The sequence below is a fragment of the Nocardia sp. NPDC004260 genome, from assembly GCF_053603155.1.
The window spans coordinates 34,340-54,176 of the sequence record NZ_JBSGEZ010000053.1 but is presented as its reverse complement, the minus strand read 5'-3'; the positions used below and the strand labels follow the sequence as shown (position 1 = coordinate 54,176).

Genomic DNA, 19,837 nt, shown 5'->3' with positions numbered 1-19,837 from the left:
ACACGCAACTGAAGCGACACAACCGACTCCGCCTCACCCACCGACCGGTTCGCAAATTTGACGACCAGGTCAAACCCTTATGTGAGCGGCATTGCTGCTGCACCGCCATCTGCTGCCCGATCAGTTCGGCCGTGTCCTCGCGCTGGCCGAGCCGGGAGCCGTCGTCGCGGCGCCGCACCAGCACCGGCGGCTGCGGCGGCTGGGATTCGACGGCGTCGTACGGACCGCCGCCGCCTTGGCATCCGGTGCTCCGGCGGCCGGAGCGCGACCGGAGGCGGAACTGTTGGTGGGTATCACCTCCGGCACCACCGGTGAGCCGAAGCTCTTCGTGCGCGATCAGCTGTCGTGGGCCGCCACGCTGGATCGCTCCGATGCCACCTTCGACATCGGCGCCGGAGACCGGGTCTCGGTGCCCGGCGTGCTGGACCACACGCATTTCCTCTACGGCGCGTTGCACGCCTTGACTCGCGGCGCGACGGTGGACCTGCGGCCGGTGGTCGACGCACTGAACGACGGTGCGACCCAGCTGTATTCGGTGCCGACGATCGCGTGGGACGTGGTGCGGGCGGGAATCGGCCAGGTCGGCGGCGTCCGGGAGGTGCTGTCCTCGGCGGCCCGGTGGCCGTGCGCGGGACGGCGAGCGTTGCGGGAGGTCCTGCCGAACGCCTCGCTCGTGCACTTCTACGGTGCGTCCGAGCTGAGTTTCGTGTCCTTCGACCGTGGGCTCGGCAGTGCCGACGAGAAGTCGGCGGGCGAACTGTTCTCCGGTGTCGAGGCGTGCGTCCGCGACGGCCTGGTGTACGTGCGCAGCGACATGCTCTTCGACGGCTACCTCACCGCGGACGGCGTGGCAGGCGGTCCCGTCGACGGCTGGATGACGGTGGGCGACCGGGGCGAGGTGATCGGCAACCGCCTGCGGCTGTTCGGCCGGGACAGCGAGATGTTGATCCGGGCGGGCCTCAACGTGGAACCCGCCGCCGTCGAAGCGGCGCTCACGGCGATACCGGGTGTCGCCGAGGCCGCCTGCATCGGCGTACCCGACGCGCGCATGGGGGAAGCGCCCGCGGCGGCGATCGTGCTCGGCGCGGGCGCACCGGAAGCCGACGAGATCTGGCGGCGGCTGCGCGCGACCTTGCCGAGTCCGAGTATGCCGGTGCGGATTCTGGTCGTGGACCGGCTGCCGCGTACGCCGCGGGGCAAACTGGATCGGGCGGCGCTGGCCTCGACGCTGGCCGCGCACCGCCGTGTCGGCCGCCCTGAGGTCGATCGCTGATCATCGGAGCGCGGAGGGGCGGTGGTACGCGCTCGTCACCGACCGCGCGGCCGCTCAGCTCCGCCGGGATGTCGCCCCTTTCGCCGGGCCACCGAAGCGCAATCCTCTGCGCTTCATGTGGCCTTCCCTTGACCGGGACGAAGATCGTCGCGGTGCCGTCGGCGTGGAAGCCGAGGGCACACAGATCACCGCGACGCGTCTGCCCGACGATCGGCGGGCTGATCCACCGCTGGGACCGGGCTGCTCGATTCCGCCGACGATGTACCGAACCACGTCATGTAGAACAGGATCGCCAGCGCACCGAGCGCGCCGAGGAGCACGATGCCGGACGGTAGCGGGTGCGTTGCCATCGACACGGCGAAGAAGCGGATGCACAGCAGCACGCCGGTGCAGACGCCGACACCCATGGCCACGATCCGGACGCGCTGGTGATCCCAGCCCCGATCCGGGTCGCGCAGCGCGGATTCCACCGTCAGGCACAACGCCGCGCCCACGACCAGGTCGATGCCGTAGTGCGCGCCCAGGCCGAGCGTCGCGACAAGCGTGCACACCAGCCAGAACGCCCCGCCCCAGCGCAACCACAGCGGGCCGCGCCGGGAGTGGATGAACAGCGACAGCGCCCAGGCGGTGTGCAGCGACGGCATGCAGTTGCGCGGCGTGATGCCGTCGAAGCGCAGCGCGTCGATCGAGGACGGCACGGCCGGAATGACATTCGGCCAGACGTCGGCGATCTCGAAGCCGAGCCCCTGCGGTCCGTAGGCGAGCACCGGCCCCACCACCGGGAAGACGACGTACCAGATCGGCCCGACGAGGCCGAGGGTCAGGAACGTGCGCACCAGGTAGTGCCGTGGCCACGCGCTGGTCGTCACGCCGCGTAACTGCCAGGCCGCGACCAGGACTGCCGCCAGCGGAAGCTCGAAGTACACCCAGCGCACCACACCCGTCGCCACCGGTCCCGCCACCTCGAGGGCGTGCCCGACCAGCCAGGACGGGCTGCCGAGGGCGCGATCGGCGACTTGCACGTACGGATCGAGGACTGTCGGGCAGGCCCACGCGGTGATGTCCAGCCAGATCTCACTGATCTTCGTCGCCGCGATCAGCAGCGCGCCGAAGGCGATGGTGCGCAACGCCGTGCGGCGTCGTTGTCCGTCCCACCGCACGAACGCGAGCACCGCCAGTGCGGTGAGCACGATGGTCGGGCCGTTGCCGACCGTGAACGGACGCCCCTCGGCCGTCCTGATCAGGACGAACACCAGGTCGACGCCGATCGCCGCGGCGACGGCGCCCAAGCGTGCGCGCGCCGTGATCCCGACCACGGCCAGCAGGAATCCCGCCCACGGCGTGGTCGCCGACTTCGGCGTTCCGGCGTAATCCCGCAGCAGGCTGGTCAGCGGGCCCAGCGCCCCGATGTGCGCGGCCATGAGTTCGCCGCCGATCAACGCGACCACGATGGCCGCGACAGCGCACCACACGACCATAGGCCGGAACCGACGCTCTCGGAGCTCTTCGATACCCACACGCTCGCCCGGTGGGGTCAAGCTCCCTCGCACGTCGTTCACAAGCACCGGAACATCGTAAACACGACATTAACGGCGCATGTACGCGGCGATGCCCGCACGCTGGCGAGAGCGCGCCGCTCGCCGCCAGATCGATCGAATCCCCCTGGTGTCGAAACGTTTTCGCGTGATCGTCGAGCGGCTCGTCGAGGAGGAGGAGTCCTTCGTGGACGTGGCGGCGCCGACTCGCGCCGCTCGGCGGTGATGGTCGGCTAGGAAATCGCCGCGTCACCGAGTGGAGCGTGCCGCTGCCACGGGCGGATCCGCTCCAGCTGCGCGGCGACCGCGAGCAACGTGGATTCGCCGCCGGGCGACGCGGCGAGCTGCACGCCGATGGGCAGTCCGGTGTCGGACTGCCCGGCGGGAACAGAGATCGCGGGGTAGCGGACGGTATTGAACGGCGGGGTGAAGGGAACGAAGCGGGACACGTCGAGCATTGTTCGCAGAAATCCTTCGCCGGCGAAGGTCCCGACCGGCACCGGCGGGGTCGCCAGCGTGGGCGTGAGCAGGAGATCGTGCTCGGCGAACCACGCGGCGAATCGTTCGGACTGCCGCTGCGCGGGCGCGTCGGGCACGCGCTGCACCCGGCTGATCATCCGTCCGGCCCGGGCCACCTTGCGGGTCAGCGGTTCCAAGAGGTCCGCGCCGAGGTGCGTGGCGTCCTCGGCGACGCCGGCGAAATAGCGCGCCAGGAAGGCGAACGCGTCCTGCGGCCGCCACGGCGGCGCCACCTCGATAACGGTGTGGCCCGCTTCGCGCAGCCCTTCGGCCGCCGCCAGCATCGTCGTTCGCACCTGCGGGTCGACGGACGCCGCGACCACCGGTGGACGCATGGTCATCCCGATTCGCAGCGGCCGCGCGGGCACCGCCGGTGCGAGATAGCGGTCGTCGGCCGCGAGCACTGCGAAAAGCAGGGCCGCGTCGGACACCGTGGTCGCCAGCGGTCCGAACGTCGACATGCCGAGCCAATTGGAGCCGAGTTCGGGCGGGCGGGGTATCACGCCGTCACCAGGCTTCAAGCCCACGAGCCCGCAGCACGACGACGGAATGCGGATCGAACCGCCACCGTCGGAACCGACCGCGAGCGCGGCCATTCCGGCGGCGACCGCCGCGGCGCCGCCACCGGTGGACCCGCCGGGAGTATGCGTGAGAAGCCACGGGTTGCGGGTGAGGCCGTGCGCGGCGCTCTCGGTGACCGGCCACTGACACAGCTCGGGCACATTGGTCTTGCCGATCAGCAGCGCACCCGCCGCGCGCAGCCTGCGTACCAGCTCGCTGTCGGACTCGGCCGCGGTCTGCCGCGCCGCGCGCGATCCGTGTCCGGTCACGCATCCGGCGAGGTCGAGATTGTCCTTCACCGCCACTGGAACTCCGGCCAGCGGGAGGTCGGCGAGATCGCCGCGGGTGGCCAACGCACGGGCCTCGTGGCGGACCTGCTCGTGGCGCACGATCCGGAAGGCGTTGATCCGCGTGTCCATTGCCGCGATGCGGGCCAAGTGCTCGTCGGCCACCTCGAGCGGTGACACCGTCCGGCTCCGGACCCCCGCCGCGATGTCGCCCGCTGACGCGCCCACCCATGTCATCGCAACCTCCTGGTAACTCTGGTCGCGACGACCTGGGCTGTGTGCCGCCGCCGGCCTTCGTAACTCGGGGCCCACGGTAATCGTCGATCCGTGACACCACAATGACCAGCGCCTTGTCGTTCCCGCGCATGGGAACGGGCGGCCGGGCGAGTGATTCACGCGGGGGCGTCGCGGTCCGCCGCCGACCGCGGACGGCGACGAACCCGTGAACGTGTCGAGCGATCAGGTCGTGCGATACGTGCGGGCGACGAGTGCCGAGCGCAGATACCACAGACCCGACGGCTGGGACGGATCGAATCCGGTGAGTTGTCCGATCCGTTTGAGCCGGTAGTCGACGGTGTTGGTATGCACGTGCAGCACGCGTGCCGTGCGCTGCCGGTTGAGGTTGTTGGCGATGTGCCGTTGCAGCGTCTCCAGCAGTTCCGGGTGCGCGTCCAGCGGATCCAGCAGCGAGCCGAGGTACTCGCGGCCTGGCCCCGGTCTGGTCAGCTGATATTCCAGCGCCAGCTCGTCGAAGCGGTAGAGCCCGGCCACCGCCTGCAACCGCTGCACCATGTCGAGCAGTTCGTGCGCCTGGTCGGCGGCGGTGGGAATCTTCTCGGGGGTGGCCTCGACCATGGTCGCGGTGACGCCCACCTGCGCGGCGTGCGACAGCTGGGTGACCAGGGTGTCGAGCTGCTCGTTGTTCAAGTGGCCCGACGGGATGAGCACCGTGCCGCCGTCCACGCTCAGCAGCGACAGCGCGGCCTCGCCGCAGCGCGTGGCCAGCTCGGCCTGGACCCGCCGCAGTTTCCTGCGGGCGACGACCTTGCCGTCGACCATCGGATTGCGTTCCTCGCGGTGCGGCGGGATCGCCACGGCCAGAACGGCGTACGAGGAGGCGATGGCGATGCCGCATTCGCGCGCCATGGTGGAGGTGCTGTGCCCGCCGAGCAACGCGGAGGTCAGCGTGTGCACGGCGGTGTGGTGCTCGCTGACCACCGCGCGCAGCTCGCGAACGTAGGCCATGGAGACCGCCGAGTTGATCATGTCGAGCATCTCGACGACCATCTTGGCGCCGTCGACGAGGTCGTCGTAGTCCTTCATCGTCGCGTCGGACACCACCAGCTCCAGGCCCATCTTGAAGCCTTCGTGGATCGAGTGGTGGATGGTGTCGATCGGTACTCCCTCCCGCGCCCATCCCGCGGCGGCGTCGCCGAGCCGCTGGAGTTTCTCCGGGAGGTCCTTTCCGTCGAGCATGCTCACCGCCAGCTCCAGGCAGACCCGGGTGATGGTGGTGACGTCGCCCGCGATGGCGTCACCCGGTAGGGTTCCGCACGGGATGACGTTCTCGACGAAGTGGCCGACCATCTGACGCGATAGCCCGCGAACATCCTTCAGCGGCAACGACATCGGCTTTCCCGACAGGGTCAGGCTCGGCCGGGCCGAACTGTCGACGGACATTGGCGACTCCCTTCCGCCCACGATTGCTGTGCAGCGCATTCACACTAATCTGTTGATCTCTTTCGCGGACCCGATCGACGGGTTCTGTGAGAGCAGGTGAGACCGTTCGACAGGGAGTTGTGAGCGGTCACAGCAGCTGGACATGCGACCGATATCCGATGGCCGTCAGGCCATTCCGGCTCGGCCCACCGGCTCGCCGCCGGGTGCCGAGGGCAGCCGGTTCGGTCGTTGCCGCGAGGCGCGGCCGACATGCCGGTAGGATCACCCGCGCCGGTCATGGCCATGTAACCAGGGTCTTGTCCGGCACGTGTCGTGTCTTGGATGGTGTGCAGTGCCCATCTGTCGCGCACGCCACGGCGGAAAGGCAGTGATGACGCAACGATAGGGGCAGGGCGATGACACCGGCTCTGAGATGTCTTGTCTGGGAAGTGGACAACACCTTGTGGGACGGTGCCGTGTGCGACGCGACCGTCGGCGCCTTGCGGCCCGCCGCGCAGCGCACCCTGCGCGTGCTCAGCGAACGCGGGATCTGGCACGCCGTGGCCAGCCGCGGCGAGCGTGAGTGGACGCTGGACAAGCTGTACCGGCACGGCGTCTACGAGATGTTCTCGGCCGTCGAGATCGGTTGGGGCCCCAAATCTTCGGCGATCATCCGAATCGCGCGCACGCTCGGCCTCGGACTCGACACCATCGGCTTCATCGACCACGAGCCGGTGGAGCGCGCCGAGGTGGCCCGTGCGCTTCCTGCTGTGCGGTGTTATGCCGCCCGGAACGCCGACGTCCTGCCGGTGCTGCCCGATTTCCGGCCCGTCTTGCGCACCGGGCCCGCGCCGACGCCGCCGCTCGGATTCGCCCGGGTGCCCGTGCGCTGAGTGCGTACGCGCGGCGCGCCGACGGAATCCGGCGGCCGAGCCGTCCGCTACGGCTGCGACTTCCCAGCGTCGCGAGGTTCGGGCGGCAGCCGTATCGTTCCGGCTGGGAATACGATATGCGGTGGATCCAGCGGCGATAGGTTCTCACCATGAAGTGCTACGGCGTGACCGCCAACGACGCTCAATCGTGGACGGCGATCGCCAACGGTTTCGTTCCGATGGACTACCGGTACGGCGATCCCGAACGGTGGTACTCGGGCATGACGGTGCAGGAATCGGCCGCCTACCGGTTGTTGCGCTGGGAGCAGCGCGGAACGAGTACCTCCTATCGCACCCGGACCAACATCCGCCGTGGTCCGTGCGACGACTTCTATTGGGTGGTCATCCCCGAGCGGGGCGTGTACTCGGTGCGCTATCGCGGCGAGGAGACACGGGCGCGGGCGGATCAGGCCGCGGTGACCGCGCTCGACGACCTGTGCCAGATCCATATCCCGCTGTTGTCCGCCTTCGCCATGCAACTGCCCCGGGCCGAACTCGATCATCGCGCGGGACCGCTCGCCGAACGCGGTATGACGATCGACCTGAACTCCGGACTGGGCAGGATCACCCAGGCCATGATCCGCAGCACCCACGCCGAGCAGTCGAATCTCTCCGACCACGAGTTCAACTCGGTCTGCGACCGGATCGCCGAATTGCTGAGCCTGATCTCGCTCGGCGAAACCCATCCGCAGCGCGGTCATCACGCTCAGGTCGTCGCGCAGATCCGGCAGTACGTGCGCGCCAACGTCGGCCGGGACGACGTCCGCCTGCCCGCGGTGGCGCACGCGCTGGGCTGGTCGCCCCGGCAATTGCGTTCGGTGCTGCAGCAGGTCGGCACCACCTATCGCGACGTGCGGCGGGAGGAGGCCCTGCGCGCCGCGCGCGATCTGCTGGACGATCCCACCCGGGAGGATCCCATCCGTGAGTTGGCGATTCGCGCCGGATTCACCCCGGCGTGGTTCTCCGCGGCGTTCAAGGCCCGTTTCGGCGAGACGCCGCGGGAATTCCGGCGGCGCCGAGCCGCGGAGCGCGCCGAGCCGGATGCGGCCGGTGCGCTGAAACGGAGCGGATCGAAATCATCGGGGCAACAGGCTGATCGAGAGCCCGCGTAGCCGGGACGGATCGGCGATCACTCGGTATCCGGCCACCCGGTCGCCGTGCACCGTGACGGTGAGCGCCAGCAGCAGCCTGCCGCGCGGGGCGACGACGATACCCGGGTGACCTTCCACCAGCGCGAGCGCCGCCACCTGCGAACGTTTCTGCAACAGTATGGTTTCCGCGGCGACCGAACCCGCGCCGCGCACGGTCGTGGCCACTCCGGAGGGAAGCGCGGCGGCGTCGGCCGTCCGAACCACGTCGGGCGCCAGGACGGCCAGCAGTCCGCCGAGATCGCCGCTGCGCGCCGCGCGCAGGAACGCCTCGACGACATGCCGCTGCGCGGCGAGCTCCGGGCCCGCCGTGACATCCACGCCCCGCACGCGCTGCCTGGCTCGGCTGGCCAGCTTCTTGGTGGTCGGCGTGGTGCGGCCGACGATCGGCCCGATCTCGCCGAACGGCACCGCGAACAGGTCGTGCAGGACGAACGCGACCCGCTCGTCGGGGCCGAGCCGGTCCAGCACGACCAGCAACGCCCGGCCGACCGACTCGATCAGGACCGCCTCGCGCTCCGGCTCGTTCTGCTCGGCGCCGCTGTCGAGCCGCGGCGGGTGGTCGAGCGGTTCCTCGCGCCGCGCCGCCCTGGCACGCAGCATGTCCAGGCAGATCCGGGACACGACGGTGGTGAGCCAGCCCGGGAGGTTGCGCACGTCCTCGACGTCGTGGCGGGCCAGCCGCAGCCAGGTCTCCTGCACCGCGTCGTCGGCCTCGCTCGGTGAGCCGAGCATGCGGTAGGCGACCGCGTGCAGATGGTCGCGATGCACCTCGAATTCCCGCGCCGAGCCGTCTTCGGTGGGCATCGGTCACCTTTCCGCTCCGTGGTCCGTCATCGGGATGACGGATTCGACAGCTCACAGGTGACCGGCGTCCGGACCGGGCACGGCACCCGAGGAAAGGGTATTGCCATGGACATCGCCTACGTCGTCGCCACAGTGCTCGCGGCCGCGGCCGCGTTGCTCGCGGCCGGCATCGATGTGGTCCGCGCCGAGTGGGTGCGGAAGAACATGCGCGCCTACGGAATCCCGGATTCGTGGCTGACGCCCCTGGCCGTGATCAAGGCGCTCGGCGGGGCCGGACTGCTGGCCGGTCTGGCGTTTCCGCCGATCGGTGCGGCCGCGGCGGCCGGGCTGATGCTCTACTTCGTGGGCGCGGTGCTGACCGTGGTCCGGGCGCGGCACTACACCCACATCGCATACCCGCTGCCGTATCTCCTGCTGGCCGCCGCATCGCTCGGACTGTTCGTCGCGTCGTAGGCGAGAGGACCCCCTACCCGGCGAGGATGAACGAGGCCGCCTGCTCGCCGATGAACACCGCCGGTGCGTGCGTGTGCCCGCGGATGATGAGCGGCATCACCGAGGCGTCGGCCACCCGAAGCCCTTGTACGCCACGCACTTCCAGCCGGGGGGTGACGACGCTGGCGGTGTCGGTGCCCATGCGGCAGGTGCCGACCGGGTGATAGAGCGTGTGCGCGTAGGAGTTGAGGGTCAGCTCGAGCACGGCTTCCGTTTCCGCCGGCGCCTGCGGCGGGTAGATCAGCGGGCCGAGGACCGCTTTCATCGACGGCTCCGCGGCGATGGCGGCGCACACGCGCAGCCCGGCCATGATGGCGGCGCGGTCCGCGCCCGCGGTGTCGGACAGGTAGCGCGGATCGATCAGGGGCTTGGCGGAGGGGTCCGCGTCGGACAAGGCGATCCGTCCTCGGCTCTGCGGGCGCAGCAGCACCGTCGCCAGGATCACGCCGTGTTCGGTCGGGTCCTGCAGTCCCTCGTAGTAGAACGGCGCGGGCGCGAAGACCAGCTCCAAGTCGGGGAACTCCAGATCCGTCCTACTGCGGATGAACCCGTACGCCTCGCCGACGTTCGAGGTGAGCATGCCGCGATGCCGGATGAAGTAGTCCAGCAGTTGGCGCGGCTTCTCCGCGTCGAACAGCGAATCCCCCGCGACGCCGTAGCCGATGCCCGCGACCAGGTGGTCCTGCAGATTCGCGCCCACCTCCGGCGCGTGGTGACGCACCTCGATGCCGTGGCGGGCGAGTTCGTCGCGGTCGCCGATACCGGAGAGCATCAGCAGCTGCGGGCTGTTGATCGCGCCGCCGCACAGCACGACCTCGCGCCGCGCGGTCACCGTGTGCGTGACACCGCCCTGGCGGTACTCGACGCCGACGGCGCGCGTGCCGTCGAACAGCACCCGGGTGGCGAGCGCTTCGCTGCGGATCGTGAGGTTCGAACGACGCAGGGCGGGCCGCAGATAAGCGTCCGCGGTACTCCACCGGCGGCCCCCGCGCTGGGTGACCATGGTCTCGCTGAACCCGTCCGGCTGCGGCCGGTTGGGTGGCTCCACCTGATAGCCCGCCTCCTGGACCGCGGCCAGGTAGGCGGCGGTGAGGCCGCGCGGACTGCGCTGGCGGGAGACGTGCAGCGGACCTTCGGTGCCCTCGTCGGGATACTGGGCGTTCTCCACGCGCTCGATGCGCCGGAACTGTTCGACGGCCGCCGCGAAGCCCCACTCCGCACCCGCCAGCAGCGCCCACTCGTCGTAGTCGGCGCGGAAGCCGCGCACCCACATCATGGCGTTCATCGACGAGGAACCGCCGAACATCTTGCCGCGCGGCCAGTAGATCTCGCGGTTCTTCAGCTCCGGTTGCGGCTGCGTGAGGTAGTCCCAGTCCACCTCGGAGCGGAACAGTTTCGCGAACCCGGCGGGTATGTGCGCGAATTTGTTCTTGTCCGGCGGCCCCGCCTCCAGCAGCGCCACCGTGGTGCCCGGATCGGCGCTGAGCCGATTGGCCACCACCGCGCCCGCCGATCCCGAACCGACGACGACGTAGTCCGCGGAAAGCTCACCAGATTGCACTTTTCCCACTCCGATCTGCACCGACTACGGCAAAGATACGAGCAAGCACGCGTCGTGCGGCCCGGTTTCGGGTAACCGGCTCGAAGTCGTCCGGCATTGTCCGCGCTACCGCAGGATCAACAGCGCGGAGACCTCGATCCGGTCGGCGATCTCGGAGTACGACCCGTAGCCCATGCCCGCGCGCACCAGCGCGCCCGCGTAGAGCAATTCCAGCGACTCGACCACGTCCGGGTCCGGGTCCGGACCGAGGGCGCGGATGATGCGCTTGCGGATCTCGGCGCCGATGCGTCCGCGCAGATGCTCGACGTCGGGATCACGGCCGAGCAGCGCGCTGGTGACCGCGCCGGAGAGCTCCTGCTCGTCGGCCACGAGCATCGCGATGTTCCGCAGTTCGGCGACCACCCGGACGGTCGGGTCCGGGTCCTCGCTGACCGGCGACGGCGACGCGACCAGCCGCCGCCAGAAGATCTCGGCGACCAGATGCTCCTTCGACGAGAAGTAGGTGTACGCCGTGGCCGTCCCGACCCCGGCAGCCGCGGCGACCATCCGGATGGTCATGCCCGCGAACCCTTCCCGCGCGAGCACTTCCACCGCCGAGCGGGTCAGCTTGTCGACGGTGTCGGCCTGTTTGCCGGAGAGCCTGCGGCGAGTCGCCTCGAGAATGACGGAATCGGGTTCGGACATGTGTCTGGATCCTACTAGGCGGAGTGGAACGGTTCAGTTCTTGGCCGCCGCGATACCGGCCCGGCGTCCGTAGAAGCTGCCGTCGCCCAGCGACGCGCCGCTGACGTAACCGCCCGCGCACAGGCCGGAGGTGCACCTGCCCGCCGCGAACAGCCCCTGGATCGGCTCCCCGGAGACGTGCAGCACCCGGGAATCGAGGTCGGTACGCAGTCCGCCGAGGGTGAAACCGGCTGTAAAACCACGCATGTCGAACGCCGCCACCGATCCACGCAGCGGGCGCAGCCATTCCGGCTTCTTGCCCAGCAACGGGTCCTCGCCGTTGGCGGCGTGCAGGTTGTAGCACTCCACCGTGGCCTGCAACGCCTGGCCGGGCAGGCCCATCTCGGCTTCCAGCTCGGCGATGGTTTCCGCCACCCAGGTCGGGGGCCTGCGGAAGAACGGCGTCGAGGTCTCGGTGGTCAGCGCCTCCTCGTAGGACGCCTCGTCGATCACCAGGTACGCCTGGTTGTCCTGCTGGATCAGCGTCGCCTGGCCGATCCGGCCGGGGTAGGTGTCCTCCTGGATGTAGCGCTGTCCGCGCCCGTTGACCAGGATGCCGCGCGCCAGCAACTGCGGGTCACCGAAGAAGGCCACCTCGGTCGCGTCCATGTGCGCCAGTTGCGCGCCGAGCGCCTGCGCCAGCCGGATGCCGATGCCGTCGTGTTCCTCGATCGCCGCGGCGGGCCTGCCGATCAGTCGCGGCGCGTAGCCTTCGATCATCTCCTTGTGATAAGCGAAGCTGCCGGTGGCCAGCACGACACCGCGTTCGGCGCGGATGGCGACCGGCTTGCCATAGCGGCGGGCGAGCACGCCGACCACGCGATCGTCGTCGTCGACGATCAGCCGCGCGATCCGCAGGTCGTACTCCGCGCGCACGCCCAGTGCTTCCGCGGTGTCGGCCAGCGGTTTCATGAGCATCCAGCCGCCGCCCTTCTCCCCGGTGCGCTTGTCGGCCATCTGCGGAACATGGCCGCGGGGAGCGGGTTTCGCGATCGCGTTGAAGGGCGCGGCGTTCTCGCCGCCGGAGTACATCAGCCCCTCGTCGTGCGGCGGCTCCCACCCCGGCTCGCCCCAGAACGCCTCGCGGAACGGCACGCCGCAGGACACCAGCCAGTTGAAGTGCTCGACGCTGCCGCGGGTGTAGTCGGCGATCTTCGCCTTGTCCACGCCGGGCCCCAGCGCCGCGAGCAGGAAGGTCTCCATGTTCTCGGGGGTGTCCTCGAAACCGAGGGCCTGTTGCAGCGGTGTGCCGCCGCCGAGGTAGATGAATCCGCCCGCCAGGGCGGCGGCGCCACCCCAGCCGCCGGTGCGCTCCAGGACCAGCACGTCCGCGCCGGCGCGGGCGGCCTCGATGGCGGCGCAGACGCCCGCGATGCCGTATCCGGCGATGACGACGTCGGCGCGATGGTCCCAGTTCTCGACTCGGCTGGCGCGCAAGGGGCGGATGGTGGTGGCGTCGGACATGGTCAACGGATCCTTCACTGCTCGGCGGGCGCGGACTGCGCGCGGGCGGCCTTCTTCTGCTGAGCCACAATCGTGCCCACCAGGATGTCGAGTTTGGTGCCGTTCGGCCAACCTACGTAGTGACACAGGAACACCGCGATCTCGTGCAGCTGGTCTTCGGTGAGTTCGCCGTTGCGCAACGCGGCCCCGACCTGGATGCCGGCGGTGTCGATCGCGCCCTGCGCCGCCAGCGCGCCGAGCAGCAGCAGCCTGCGGTCGCGGATGGTGAGCCCGGGCCGCGACCAGATGTCGGCGAAGAGGTGGTCGGCGGTGACGGCGAAGTGGGCGCCGGGGTATTCCTGGAATTCCGTGCCGTAGACCTCGGCCATCCTGGCCAGTCCGCGCTGCCGCGCGGAGTCGCCGGAACCGTTGTCGCTCATGAGGATTGCCTTTCCGATGCGGAGGTGCCCGCCCCGACGCCGAGGCCGGGGCCGAGCCGGTCGAGTGCGAGTTCGGCCAGCGGCAGCGCGGTGCCGAGCCGTTCGCCCAACTCCAAGGCGAGACCGAGGTCCTTCTCCCCGAGGTCGCGCACGTGCCGCAGGATCGGCAACCAGAAGTCGCCGTCCTGGATCGGGGCGGTGGTGTCGCGCAGCATGATGGCGCCGGGCCCCCCGGTGACCGCGTCGGAGTGGCGCACCACCTTGCCGAGCGCGGTGAGGTCGAGACCGGCCGCCTCGGCCAGCCGTTGCGCCTCGGTGGCCGCGGTGAAGGAGACGAAGTGCAACAGGTTGCGGGCCAATTTCATGCGCGTGCCCGCGCCGACCGGCCCGGCGTGCACGATCAGGTCGGCGAAGCAGCCGAACGGTTCGCGCACCTGCTCGAACGCCGCCGCGCTGCCGCCGACCATGACCGCGAGCGCGCCGCGGGTCGCGCCGGGCGCGCCGCCGCTGATCGGCGCGTCCACCAGTTCGACGCCGCGCTCGCCGCAGACCGCGCCGAGTTCCTCGGCGGTGCGGTCGCTGATCGTGGAGTGCACGGCGACCACGGTGCCCGATGCGGCGGTCCGCAGCAGGCCCTCCGGGCCGGTGATCACCTCGCGTACCTGGGCGTCGTTCACCACGGTGATCGAGATGATGGTGGCCTGTCGGGCCAGCTCGGCCGCCGAGGCAACGGACTCCGCTCCGGCCGCGAGGAACGGCTCGACGGCCCCGGGGCGCATATCGCACACCGTCAGTCCGCCCGGCCATTCCAGTAGGCGCTGGGCCATCGGCGCGCCCATGTTGCCGAGACCGAGGAATCCGATGCGGGCGCTCATGATCGCACGATCTGTCCGCCGTCGACGTTGAAGATCTGCCCGGTGACCCAGCTCGCCTCGTCCGACAGCAGGTACAGGCAGGCGCCGACGAGATCCTGCGGAGTGCCCATCCGCTTGAGCGGCAGGCGTTTGACGATGTCGTCGACGATCACGTCCGGAGTGACCGACTTGGTGGCGTCGGTATCGATCGGACCCGGCGCGATGGCGTTGACGCGGATGTTCGACCCGCCCAGCTCGAAGGCCAATTGCTGGGTCAGGCCGTTGACGCCGGTTTTGGCCAGCCCGTAGAAGCTGGAATACAGCCACGCGGCGGTGGAGGACTGGTTGACGATCGATCCGCTGCGGCGTTCGGCCATGTGCGGCCAGACGGCGCGGGTCATGACGAGCGCGCCGTCCATGTTCACGCTCATGAACTTCTTGTAGTAGTCCCACGGCACGGTCAGCAGCAGGTTCAGCTTCATCTCGCCGTAGATGGCGGCGTTGTTCACCAGGTGGTCGATGGCGCCGAATTCGGCGACGGTGAAATCGGCTAGCGCGGTGGCGGATTCGGGATCGGACACGTCGAGGAGTCCGAACACCGCGGTGCCGCCGTCGCCGACGATCTTCTCGACCACCGCCGCGCCGCCTTCGGCGTTCTTGTCGGCGACGACGACGTTCGCGCCTTCGGCGGCCAGCGCCTGCGCGTAGGCGGCGCCGATGCCCTGCGCGGCACCGGTGACGATGGCGGATCTTCCCGTGAAACGGGCCATGGAGTTCAGCTCCTCTGTGTTGTCCCGCGGTGGTCAGGCCGCGGTGGCGATGACTTTCGTCTCGAGGTACTCCTCGAAACCGGCGATGCCCATCTCGCGGCCGAGGCCGGATTGCTTGTAGCCGCCGAACGGGACGTCGGCGGAGTACCAGATGCCGCCGTTGACGCTCAGCGTCCCGGTGCGCACGCCTGCGGTGACGCGCCGGATGCGTTCGGGGTCGTTGCCCCACACCGAACCGGACAGGCCGTAGGGGGAGTCGTTGGCGATGCGGACGGCGTCCTCGTCTCCGTCGTGCGGGATGATCACCAGCACCGGGCCGAAGATCTCCTCGCGGGCGACGGTCGAGCTGTTGGGGACGTCCGCGATCACCGTCGGTTCGACGAAATAGCCGCGCTCCCGGTCCGGCCGCCCGCCGCCCACCACGATCCGGCCGCCTTCGGCGCGCGCGATGTCGAGGTAGCGTTCCACCCTGGCGCGCTGCCGCTCGGAGATCAGCGGCCCGCAGACCGTGCGCGGGTCGGCGGGATCGCCCGGCTCGATCCCGCCGAGCGTGGCCGCGGCCGCCTGGACCGCTCGGTCGTAGGCGGCGCGTGGCACCAGCAGCCGGGTGGACAGCGCACACCCCTGTCCCGCATGCACGCACACCGAGAACGCCGCCACCGAGCAGGCCGCCGCGATGTCGGCGTCGTCGAGCACGATGAACGCCGACTTGCCGCCCAGTTCGAGGAACGCCTTCTTCAATGTCGTCGCGGCGCCGGTCATGACGGCGCGGCCGGTGGCGGTCGACCCGGTGAAGCTGATCATGTCGACGCGCGGATCCGCGGTGAGCCGGGCGCCGAGCGTGTGGTCCGCGGAGGTCACGATGTTCACCACACCGGCCGGGATATCGGTCTCCTCGGCGATGATGGCGCCGACCGCCGCCGCGCACCACGGGGTGTCCGGAGCGGGTTTGAGCACGACGGTGTTCCCCGCGGCGAGCGCCGGGCCGAGTTTGGCGAAGTTGATCTGGTGCGGGAAGTTCCAGGGCGTGATCGCCCCGACCACACCGATCGGCTCGCGGCGCAGTACTCGGCGCGTCTTGATGCCCATCGGCGCGGCCACGCCCAGATCGGCTTCCCAGGAGTAGGTCTCGGGAAGCCCGGCGGCGTAACCGAGATCGGCGACCGGGCCTTCCAGTTGCGGGCCGCTCGTGAGCATCCGCGGTGCGCCGACCTCGGCGATCGTGATGTCGCGCAGTTCTTCGACATGGGATTCCAGCGCGGTGCGCAACTGCGCAAGACAGCGCGCCCGGAAGGCGTGATCGCGCGACCAGTCCGTCTCGTCGAACGCGGTGCGCGCGGCGTCGACGGCCGCGTCGAGGTCGGCCGCGTTCGCGTCGGCGGCGAGGCCGAGGACCTCCTCGGTCGCGGGGTTCACCGTCGCGAAGACACCGTCGGCGCCCTCGACCAGCTTGCCGCCGATCAGCAGGCGGGACCCGTCGGCGGGCAGAAGGCTGCTCATGGATTACTCCGATACTGTCTGGACACGTGTACGGAATATAGTCTTGGAATGCGACAGGTGGCAATAACAGGTTCTAACTCTGCCATTCTCGCCGAGATCCGGGTGTCAGGTGGTCCGGCTTGTCTCGACTCTCGCCGGTGTTTCGCTCCCGAGCGGAGAAGTGAGCTCTGATCGGATGATTGTCGAGATAGAGTACGCGGTGGTAGTGTCCAGACACATGTCCAGCTATCTGTCTTCATTCGGGCCGACATGTGGTGCCGCGTTGCGGAACGTGTTATCGGTTTGGGAGTGTGGGCGATGACGGCTGCGGTGGAGCCACTGGTGTTCGATCCGTATGACTTCGGTGCGGGTATGCATTTCTGTCTGGGGGCGCACCTGGCCCGTTTGGAAGCGACCGTCGCGCTGACCGAGTTCGCGTCCCGAGTGTGGTCCTACGACGTCCTCGAGTCCGGTATCGCCCGTGTTCATTCGTCCAATGTGCGTGGCTTCGCCCACCTACCCATCACCGTGGAGACCCGATAATGCCAAGATTCGCACCCCATCCGGAGCGCAGGCCCGCGCTCGTCGCCGGCGCCTCCTCCGGGATCGGCGCGGCCACCGCCGTCGCCCTGGCCGAACTCGGCCACCCGGTCGCGCTCGGCGCGCGTCGCGTCGAGCAGTGCGCCGAACTGGCGGACAAGATCCGGGCCGACGGCGGTGCGGCGTTCGCCCATCGGTTGGACGTCACCGAGCCGGATTCGGTGGAGGAATTCGTGCGTGCCGCCGAAGAAGCACTCGGCCCCACCGAGATCCTGGTCTCCAGTGCGGGCGACATCGAGTTCGGGCAGGCGTACGCGATGGATCCGGAACGATTCGTGCGCCAGGTGCAGGTCCATCTGGTCGGTGCGCAGCGTCTCGTGCACCGGGTGCTGCCCGGCATGCTGCGCAGGCAGCGCGGCGACGTCGTGTTGATCAGTTCGGATTGTGCCTCCGAGCCGCGTCCGCGTACGGGCGCCTACAGCGCAGCCAAGGCGGGACTGGAAGCGATGGCCGCGCAGATGCGTATGGAGCTCGAGGGTAGCGGCGTCCGCCTGTCCCAGGTGCGCCCCGGACCGACCTTGACCGGCATGGGCATGGACTCCACGCCCGAGATCGTCGGCCCGGTGCTGGAGGACTGGAAAGCGTGGGGGTTCGCCAGGCATCCGTACATGTTGCGCGCGAGCGACTTGGCCGCCGCGGTGGTCGCGGTGGTATCCACCCCGCGCGGCTCGCACTTGGTGCTGGTCGAAGTGCAACCCGAGGCGCCGATACGTCCCCTCCCGGACGACGCGGGACCGAACGAACAGTAAGGAGCCACGATGCGAGTGCTCGCCGATCTGGATCTGTGTCAGGGGCATGCCGTGTGCCAGGACGAGGCGCCGGAGGCGTTCCACGTTCCCAAGCGCGGCAAAGTCGAGATCCTCGACGCCGCCGCGGACCCGCGGGCCCGCGGCGACGTACAGCGCGCGGTCCGCTACTGCCCGACCCAAGCGCTGTCGATCGTCACGGACGAATGAGCGGAATTCGTCCCTCGCGGCAGGTAGGCACGGCGCGGCCGGGCGAATACGATGAATCCAAAATCGGAACGTGTTCTAATTCAGTCGCGCGGTCCGGCCCGGCACCTGCGGCGATGCCCGACATCATGGAGAAGATCCGATGAGCACAGCACACACCGACAAAGCCGAGAGCACCTTGCCCGCCAGGATCACCGGGGAACTGCTCGCCCGGCTGACCGGCCTGGTCGCCGCCGACGGTAGCGCGGCGCCATACGAGATGACCGAGGTCTACACCGGCGCGGCGGTCGGTGCGCTTCCGCAGTCGTCCCCGCAGGATGTGCTGACGGCGTGCGCCGCCGCCCGGGCGGCGCAGACGGAGTGGGCCGCACTGCCGCTGCGCCGGCGGCTTCGGGTGTTCGAGCGGCTGCACGAGCTGATCCTCGGCGAGGTGGAGACCATCGCCGACCTCATCCAGATCGGGTGCGGCAAGACCCGTCGCATGGCCGTCGAGGAATCCTGCGACGTGCCCATGGTGATCAGCCATTACCTCAAGACCGCGCGCCGGGTGCTGCGGCCGAAGCGGCGCGGCGGCGCGATGCCGCTGATCACCTCCTCGATCGAGCAGCACCGGCCCAAAGGTCTCGTCGCCGTGATCGCGCCGTGGAACTTCCCCTTCGCCATCGCCCTGTCCGACGCCATGCCCGCGCTGATGGCAGGCAATGGCGTGGTCCTGAAGCCGGACAACAAGACCGCGCTGTGCGTGCTCTTCGGCGTCGAACTGCTGCACCGCGCCGGGCTGCCCCGCGGCCTGGTCCAGGTGGTGTGCGGTGAAGGGCCCGACATCGGGCCGACCCTGATCGACAACGTCGACTTCGTCATGTTCACCGGCTCGACCGCCACCGGCCGGATCGTCGGCGAGCAGGCCGGTCGCAACCTCATCGGATGCAGCCTGGAACTGGGCGGCAAGAACCCGATGATCGTGCTCGCCGACGCGAACCTGGACGAGGTGGTTCCCGGTGCGGTGTTCGCCGCGTTCGCCAACTCGGGGCAGGCGTGCATGCACATCGAACGGATCTACGTGCACCGGTCCCTCCACGAGGAATTCCTGCGCCGGTTGGTCGCCGCGGCGGCGGAGTTGAACGGAAAGATCGGCGGGGCCTACGACTACACGCCGGAGTTCGGTTCGCTGGTCTCCCCGCAGCATCTGGAACGGGTCGCCGCGCACGTCGACGACGCGCGGGCCAAAGGCGCCACCGTGCACGTCGGCGGGCAAGCGCGCCCGGATGTCGGTCCCGCTTTCTACGAGGCCACCGTGCTGACCGGCGTGACACCCGAGATGACCCACGCGACGCTGGAGACCTTCGGCCCGGTCGTCACCGTGTACCCGTTCGACGACGAGCAGGAAGCGGTGCGCCTGGCCAACGCCACCGACTACGGTCTCAACGCCAGCGTGTGGACCCGGGATGCGGCACACGGCGAGCGGATCGCCGCACAGCTGCAAGCGGGCAACATCAACATCAACGACGGCTTCGTCGCGACCTACGCCGCCAAAGGCACGCCGTCGGGTGGAGTGAAGCAGTCCGGAGTCGGCACCAGGCACGGTGACCAGGGCCTGTTGAAGTACACCGATACGGTGAACGTCGGCGTGCTCAAGAAGCAGGTGCTCGCCGCGCGGGCCGGTCAGCCTTACGACAAGCAGCTGAAGATGACCCTGATGTCGCTGCGGCTGATGCGCCGAACCAGGTTGCGCTGAAAACTCGTAGGCCGATGCGCCCGCGGCGGTCGGAAACCCGGTGATCCGGTAGCGTGGCCGTCGGGG

Annotated in this window: 17 protein-coding genes and 2 pseudogenes; 8 read left to right on the top strand and 11 right to left on the bottom strand. The window is 69.5% G+C overall.

Annotated elements, in window-relative coordinates; all coding sequences use genetic code 11:
- Positions 1-85: 85 nt before the first annotated feature.
- Positions 86-1,273: pseudogene (locus ACWEO7_RS26855) on the top strand (AMP-binding enzyme); the annotation flags it as partial.
- A gap of 185 nt (positions 1,274-1,458) precedes the next feature.
- On the opposite strand, the gene ACWEO7_RS26850 reads toward ACWEO7_RS26855, so the two are convergent.
- The 3 genes from ACWEO7_RS26850 to ACWEO7_RS26840 form a co-directional block, all read right to left on the bottom strand.
- Positions 1,459-2,751 carry a DUF5933 domain-containing protein gene (locus tag ACWEO7_RS26850; protein WP_452427193.1) on the bottom strand — a complete coding sequence of 431 codons (1,293 nt, stop codon included), beginning with the start codon at positions 2,749-2,751 and terminating at the stop codon, positions 1,459-1,461.
- A gap of 290 nt (positions 2,752-3,041) precedes the next feature.
- Entirely contained in the window at positions 3,042-4,412 is a 1,371-nt protein-coding gene (locus ACWEO7_RS26845; protein ID WP_452427190.1) for an amidase, read from the bottom strand.
- Positions 4,413-4,634: 222 nt separating this feature from the next.
- The gene (locus ACWEO7_RS26840; protein ID WP_452427189.1) at positions 4,635-5,855 is read right to left on the bottom strand and encodes a PucR family transcriptional regulator; all 1,221 of its coding nucleotides are present in this window, start codon (positions 5,853-5,855) and stop codon (positions 4,635-4,637) included.
- 395 nt (positions 5,856-6,250) lie between these two features.
- Between ACWEO7_RS26840 and ACWEO7_RS26835 the strand changes: the two genes are divergently transcribed.
- Both ACWEO7_RS26835 and ACWEO7_RS26830 read left to right on the top strand, forming a co-directional pair.
- A complete protein-coding gene (locus ACWEO7_RS26835) occupies positions 6,251-6,727 on the top strand; it encodes an HAD-IIIC family phosphatase (RefSeq protein WP_452427187.1) in 477 nt (158 codons plus the stop codon).
- Positions 6,728-6,876: 149 nt separating this feature from the next.
- Positions 6,877-7,878: a helix-turn-helix domain-containing protein gene (locus ACWEO7_RS26830; RefSeq protein ID WP_452427185.1), complete on the top strand. Its 1,002-nt coding sequence runs from the start codon at positions 6,877-6,879 to the stop codon at positions 7,876-7,878.
- Here the strand turns inward: ACWEO7_RS26830 and ACWEO7_RS26825 are convergent.
- Positions 7,843-8,721 carry a sigma-70 family RNA polymerase sigma factor gene (locus ACWEO7_RS26825; protein WP_452427184.1) on the bottom strand — a complete coding sequence of 293 codons (879 nt, stop codon included), beginning with the start codon at positions 8,719-8,721 and terminating at the stop codon, positions 7,843-7,845. The two genes, ACWEO7_RS26830 and ACWEO7_RS26825, sit on opposite strands and share 36 nt — an antisense overlap.
- A gap of 105 nt (positions 8,722-8,826) precedes the next feature.
- On the opposite strand from ACWEO7_RS26825, the gene ACWEO7_RS26820 reads away from it, so the two are divergent.
- Positions 8,827-9,174: a DoxX family protein gene (locus tag ACWEO7_RS26820; RefSeq protein WP_452427182.1), complete on the top strand. Its 348-nt coding sequence runs from the start codon at positions 8,827-8,829 to the stop codon at positions 9,172-9,174.
- A gap of 13 nt (positions 9,175-9,187) precedes the next feature.
- Here the strand turns inward: ACWEO7_RS26820 and ACWEO7_RS26815 are convergent, their stop codons facing one another.
- The 7 genes from ACWEO7_RS26815 to ACWEO7_RS26785 all read right to left on the bottom strand — a co-directional run bounded on the left by ACWEO7_RS26815 (position 9,188) and on the right by ACWEO7_RS26785 (position 16,504).
- A complete protein-coding gene (locus tag ACWEO7_RS26815; RefSeq protein WP_452427180.1) occupies positions 9,188-10,774 on the bottom strand; it encodes a GMC family oxidoreductase in 1,587 nt (528 codons plus the stop codon).
- Positions 10,775-10,879: 105 nt separating this feature from the next.
- The gene (locus ACWEO7_RS26810) at positions 10,880-11,458 is read right to left on the bottom strand and encodes a TetR/AcrR family transcriptional regulator (RefSeq protein ID WP_452427178.1); all 579 of its coding nucleotides are present in this window, start codon (positions 11,456-11,458) and stop codon (positions 10,880-10,882) included.
- Between the two features lie 33 nt (positions 11,459-11,491).
- On the bottom strand, positions 11,492-12,961 hold the full coding sequence (locus tag ACWEO7_RS26805) for an FAD-dependent oxidoreductase (protein ID WP_452427176.1): 1,470 nt from the start codon (positions 12,959-12,961) through the stop codon (positions 11,492-11,494).
- Positions 12,962-12,975: 14 nt separating this feature from the next.
- Positions 12,976-13,380 carry a carboxymuconolactone decarboxylase family protein gene (locus ACWEO7_RS26800; RefSeq protein ID WP_452427174.1) on the bottom strand — a complete coding sequence of 135 codons (405 nt, stop codon included), beginning with the start codon at positions 13,378-13,380 and terminating at the stop codon, positions 12,976-12,978.
- Complete coding sequence (locus ACWEO7_RS26795) at positions 13,377-14,255, bottom strand: NAD(P)-dependent oxidoreductase (RefSeq protein WP_452427172.1); 879 nt, start codon at positions 14,253-14,255, stop codon at positions 13,377-13,379. The genes ACWEO7_RS26800 and ACWEO7_RS26795 overlap by 4 nt, the downstream gene beginning before the upstream one ends.
- Positions 14,252-15,004, bottom strand: coding sequence for an SDR family oxidoreductase (locus ACWEO7_RS26790; RefSeq protein WP_452427170.1), 753 nt, complete (start codon positions 15,002-15,004; stop codon positions 14,252-14,254). Before ACWEO7_RS26790 ends, ACWEO7_RS26795 begins: the two co-directional genes overlap by 4 nt.
- 33 nt (positions 15,005-15,037) lie before the next feature.
- Positions 15,038-16,504 (bottom strand): aldehyde dehydrogenase, encoded by a 1,467-nt coding sequence (locus ACWEO7_RS26785; RefSeq protein ID WP_452427168.1) that lies wholly within the window; start codon positions 16,502-16,504, stop codon positions 15,038-15,040.
- Between the two features lie 339 nt (positions 16,505-16,843).
- On the opposite strand from ACWEO7_RS26785, the pseudogene ACWEO7_RS26780 reads away from it, so the two are divergent.
- The 4 genes and pseudogenes from ACWEO7_RS26780 to ACWEO7_RS26765 form a co-directional block, all read left to right on the top strand.
- A pseudogene (locus ACWEO7_RS26780) lies at positions 16,844-17,026 on the top strand (cytochrome P450); the annotation flags it as partial.
- On the top strand, positions 17,026-17,832 hold the full coding sequence (locus ACWEO7_RS26775; protein WP_452427166.1) for an SDR family oxidoreductase: 807 nt from the start codon (positions 17,026-17,028) through the stop codon (positions 17,830-17,832). The pseudogene ACWEO7_RS26780 and the gene ACWEO7_RS26775, both read left to right, overlap by 1 nt.
- Positions 17,833-17,841: 9 nt before the next feature.
- Positions 17,842-18,039, top strand: coding sequence for a ferredoxin (locus ACWEO7_RS26770; protein WP_450018576.1), 198 nt, complete (start codon positions 17,842-17,844; stop codon positions 18,037-18,039).
- Between the two features lie 139 nt (positions 18,040-18,178).
- Positions 18,179-19,771: a succinic semialdehyde dehydrogenase gene (locus tag ACWEO7_RS26765; RefSeq protein ID WP_452427164.1), complete on the top strand. Its 1,593-nt coding sequence runs from the start codon at positions 18,179-18,181 to the stop codon at positions 19,769-19,771.
- Positions 19,772-19,837: the final 66 nt, after the last annotated feature.

What these genes read in the sequence shown, in the direction of transcription:
- ACWEO7_RS26850 (WP_452427193.1), bottom strand. Translation starts at nt 2,751, where the DNA reads ATGGTCGTGTGGTGCGCTGTCGCGGCCATCGTGGTCGCGTTGATCGGC.
- ACWEO7_RS26845 (WP_452427190.1), bottom strand. Translation starts at nt 4,412, where the DNA reads ATGACATGGGTGGGCGCGTCAGCGGGCGACATCGCGGCGGGGGTCCGG.
- ACWEO7_RS26840 (WP_452427189.1), bottom strand. Translation starts at nt 5,855, where the DNA reads ATGTCCGTCGACAGTTCGGCCCGGCCGAGCCTGACCCTGTCGGGAAAG.
- ACWEO7_RS26835 (WP_452427187.1), top strand. Translation starts at nt 6,251, where the DNA reads ATGACACCGGCTCTGAGATGTCTTGTCTGGGAAGTGGACAACACCTTG.
- ACWEO7_RS26830 (WP_452427185.1), top strand. Translation starts at nt 6,877, where the DNA reads ATGAAGTGCTACGGCGTGACCGCCAACGACGCTCAATCGTGGACGGCG.
- ACWEO7_RS26825 (WP_452427184.1), bottom strand. Translation starts at nt 8,721, where the DNA reads ATGCCCACCGAAGACGGCTCGGCGCGGGAATTCGAGGTGCATCGCGAC.
- ACWEO7_RS26820 (WP_452427182.1), top strand. Translation starts at nt 8,827, where the DNA reads ATGGACATCGCCTACGTCGTCGCCACAGTGCTCGCGGCCGCGGCCGCG.
- ACWEO7_RS26810 (WP_452427178.1), bottom strand. Translation starts at nt 11,458, where the DNA reads ATGTCCGAACCCGATTCCGTCATTCTCGAGGCGACTCGCCGCAGGCTC.
- ACWEO7_RS26805 (WP_452427176.1), bottom strand. Translation starts at nt 12,961, where the DNA reads ATGTCCGACGCCACCACCATCCGCCCCTTGCGCGCCAGCCGAGTCGAG.
- ACWEO7_RS26800 (WP_452427174.1), bottom strand. Translation starts at nt 13,380, where the DNA reads ATGAGCGACAACGGTTCCGGCGACTCCGCGCGGCAGCGCGGACTGGCC.
- ACWEO7_RS26795 (WP_452427172.1), bottom strand. Translation starts at nt 14,255, where the DNA reads ATGAGCGCCCGCATCGGATTCCTCGGTCTCGGCAACATGGGCGCGCCG.
- ACWEO7_RS26790 (WP_452427170.1), bottom strand. Translation starts at nt 15,004, where the DNA reads ATGGCCCGTTTCACGGGAAGATCCGCCATCGTCACCGGTGCCGCGCAG.
- ACWEO7_RS26785 (WP_452427168.1), bottom strand. Translation starts at nt 16,504, where the DNA reads ATGAGCAGCCTTCTGCCCGCCGACGGGTCCCGCCTGCTGATCGGCGGC.
- ACWEO7_RS26775 (WP_452427166.1), top strand. Translation starts at nt 17,026, where the DNA reads ATGCCAAGATTCGCACCCCATCCGGAGCGCAGGCCCGCGCTCGTCGCC.
- ACWEO7_RS26770 (WP_450018576.1), top strand. Translation starts at nt 17,842, where the DNA reads ATGCGAGTGCTCGCCGATCTGGATCTGTGTCAGGGGCATGCCGTGTGC.
- ACWEO7_RS26765 (WP_452427164.1), top strand. Translation starts at nt 18,179, where the DNA reads ATGAGCACAGCACACACCGACAAAGCCGAGAGCACCTTGCCCGCCAGG.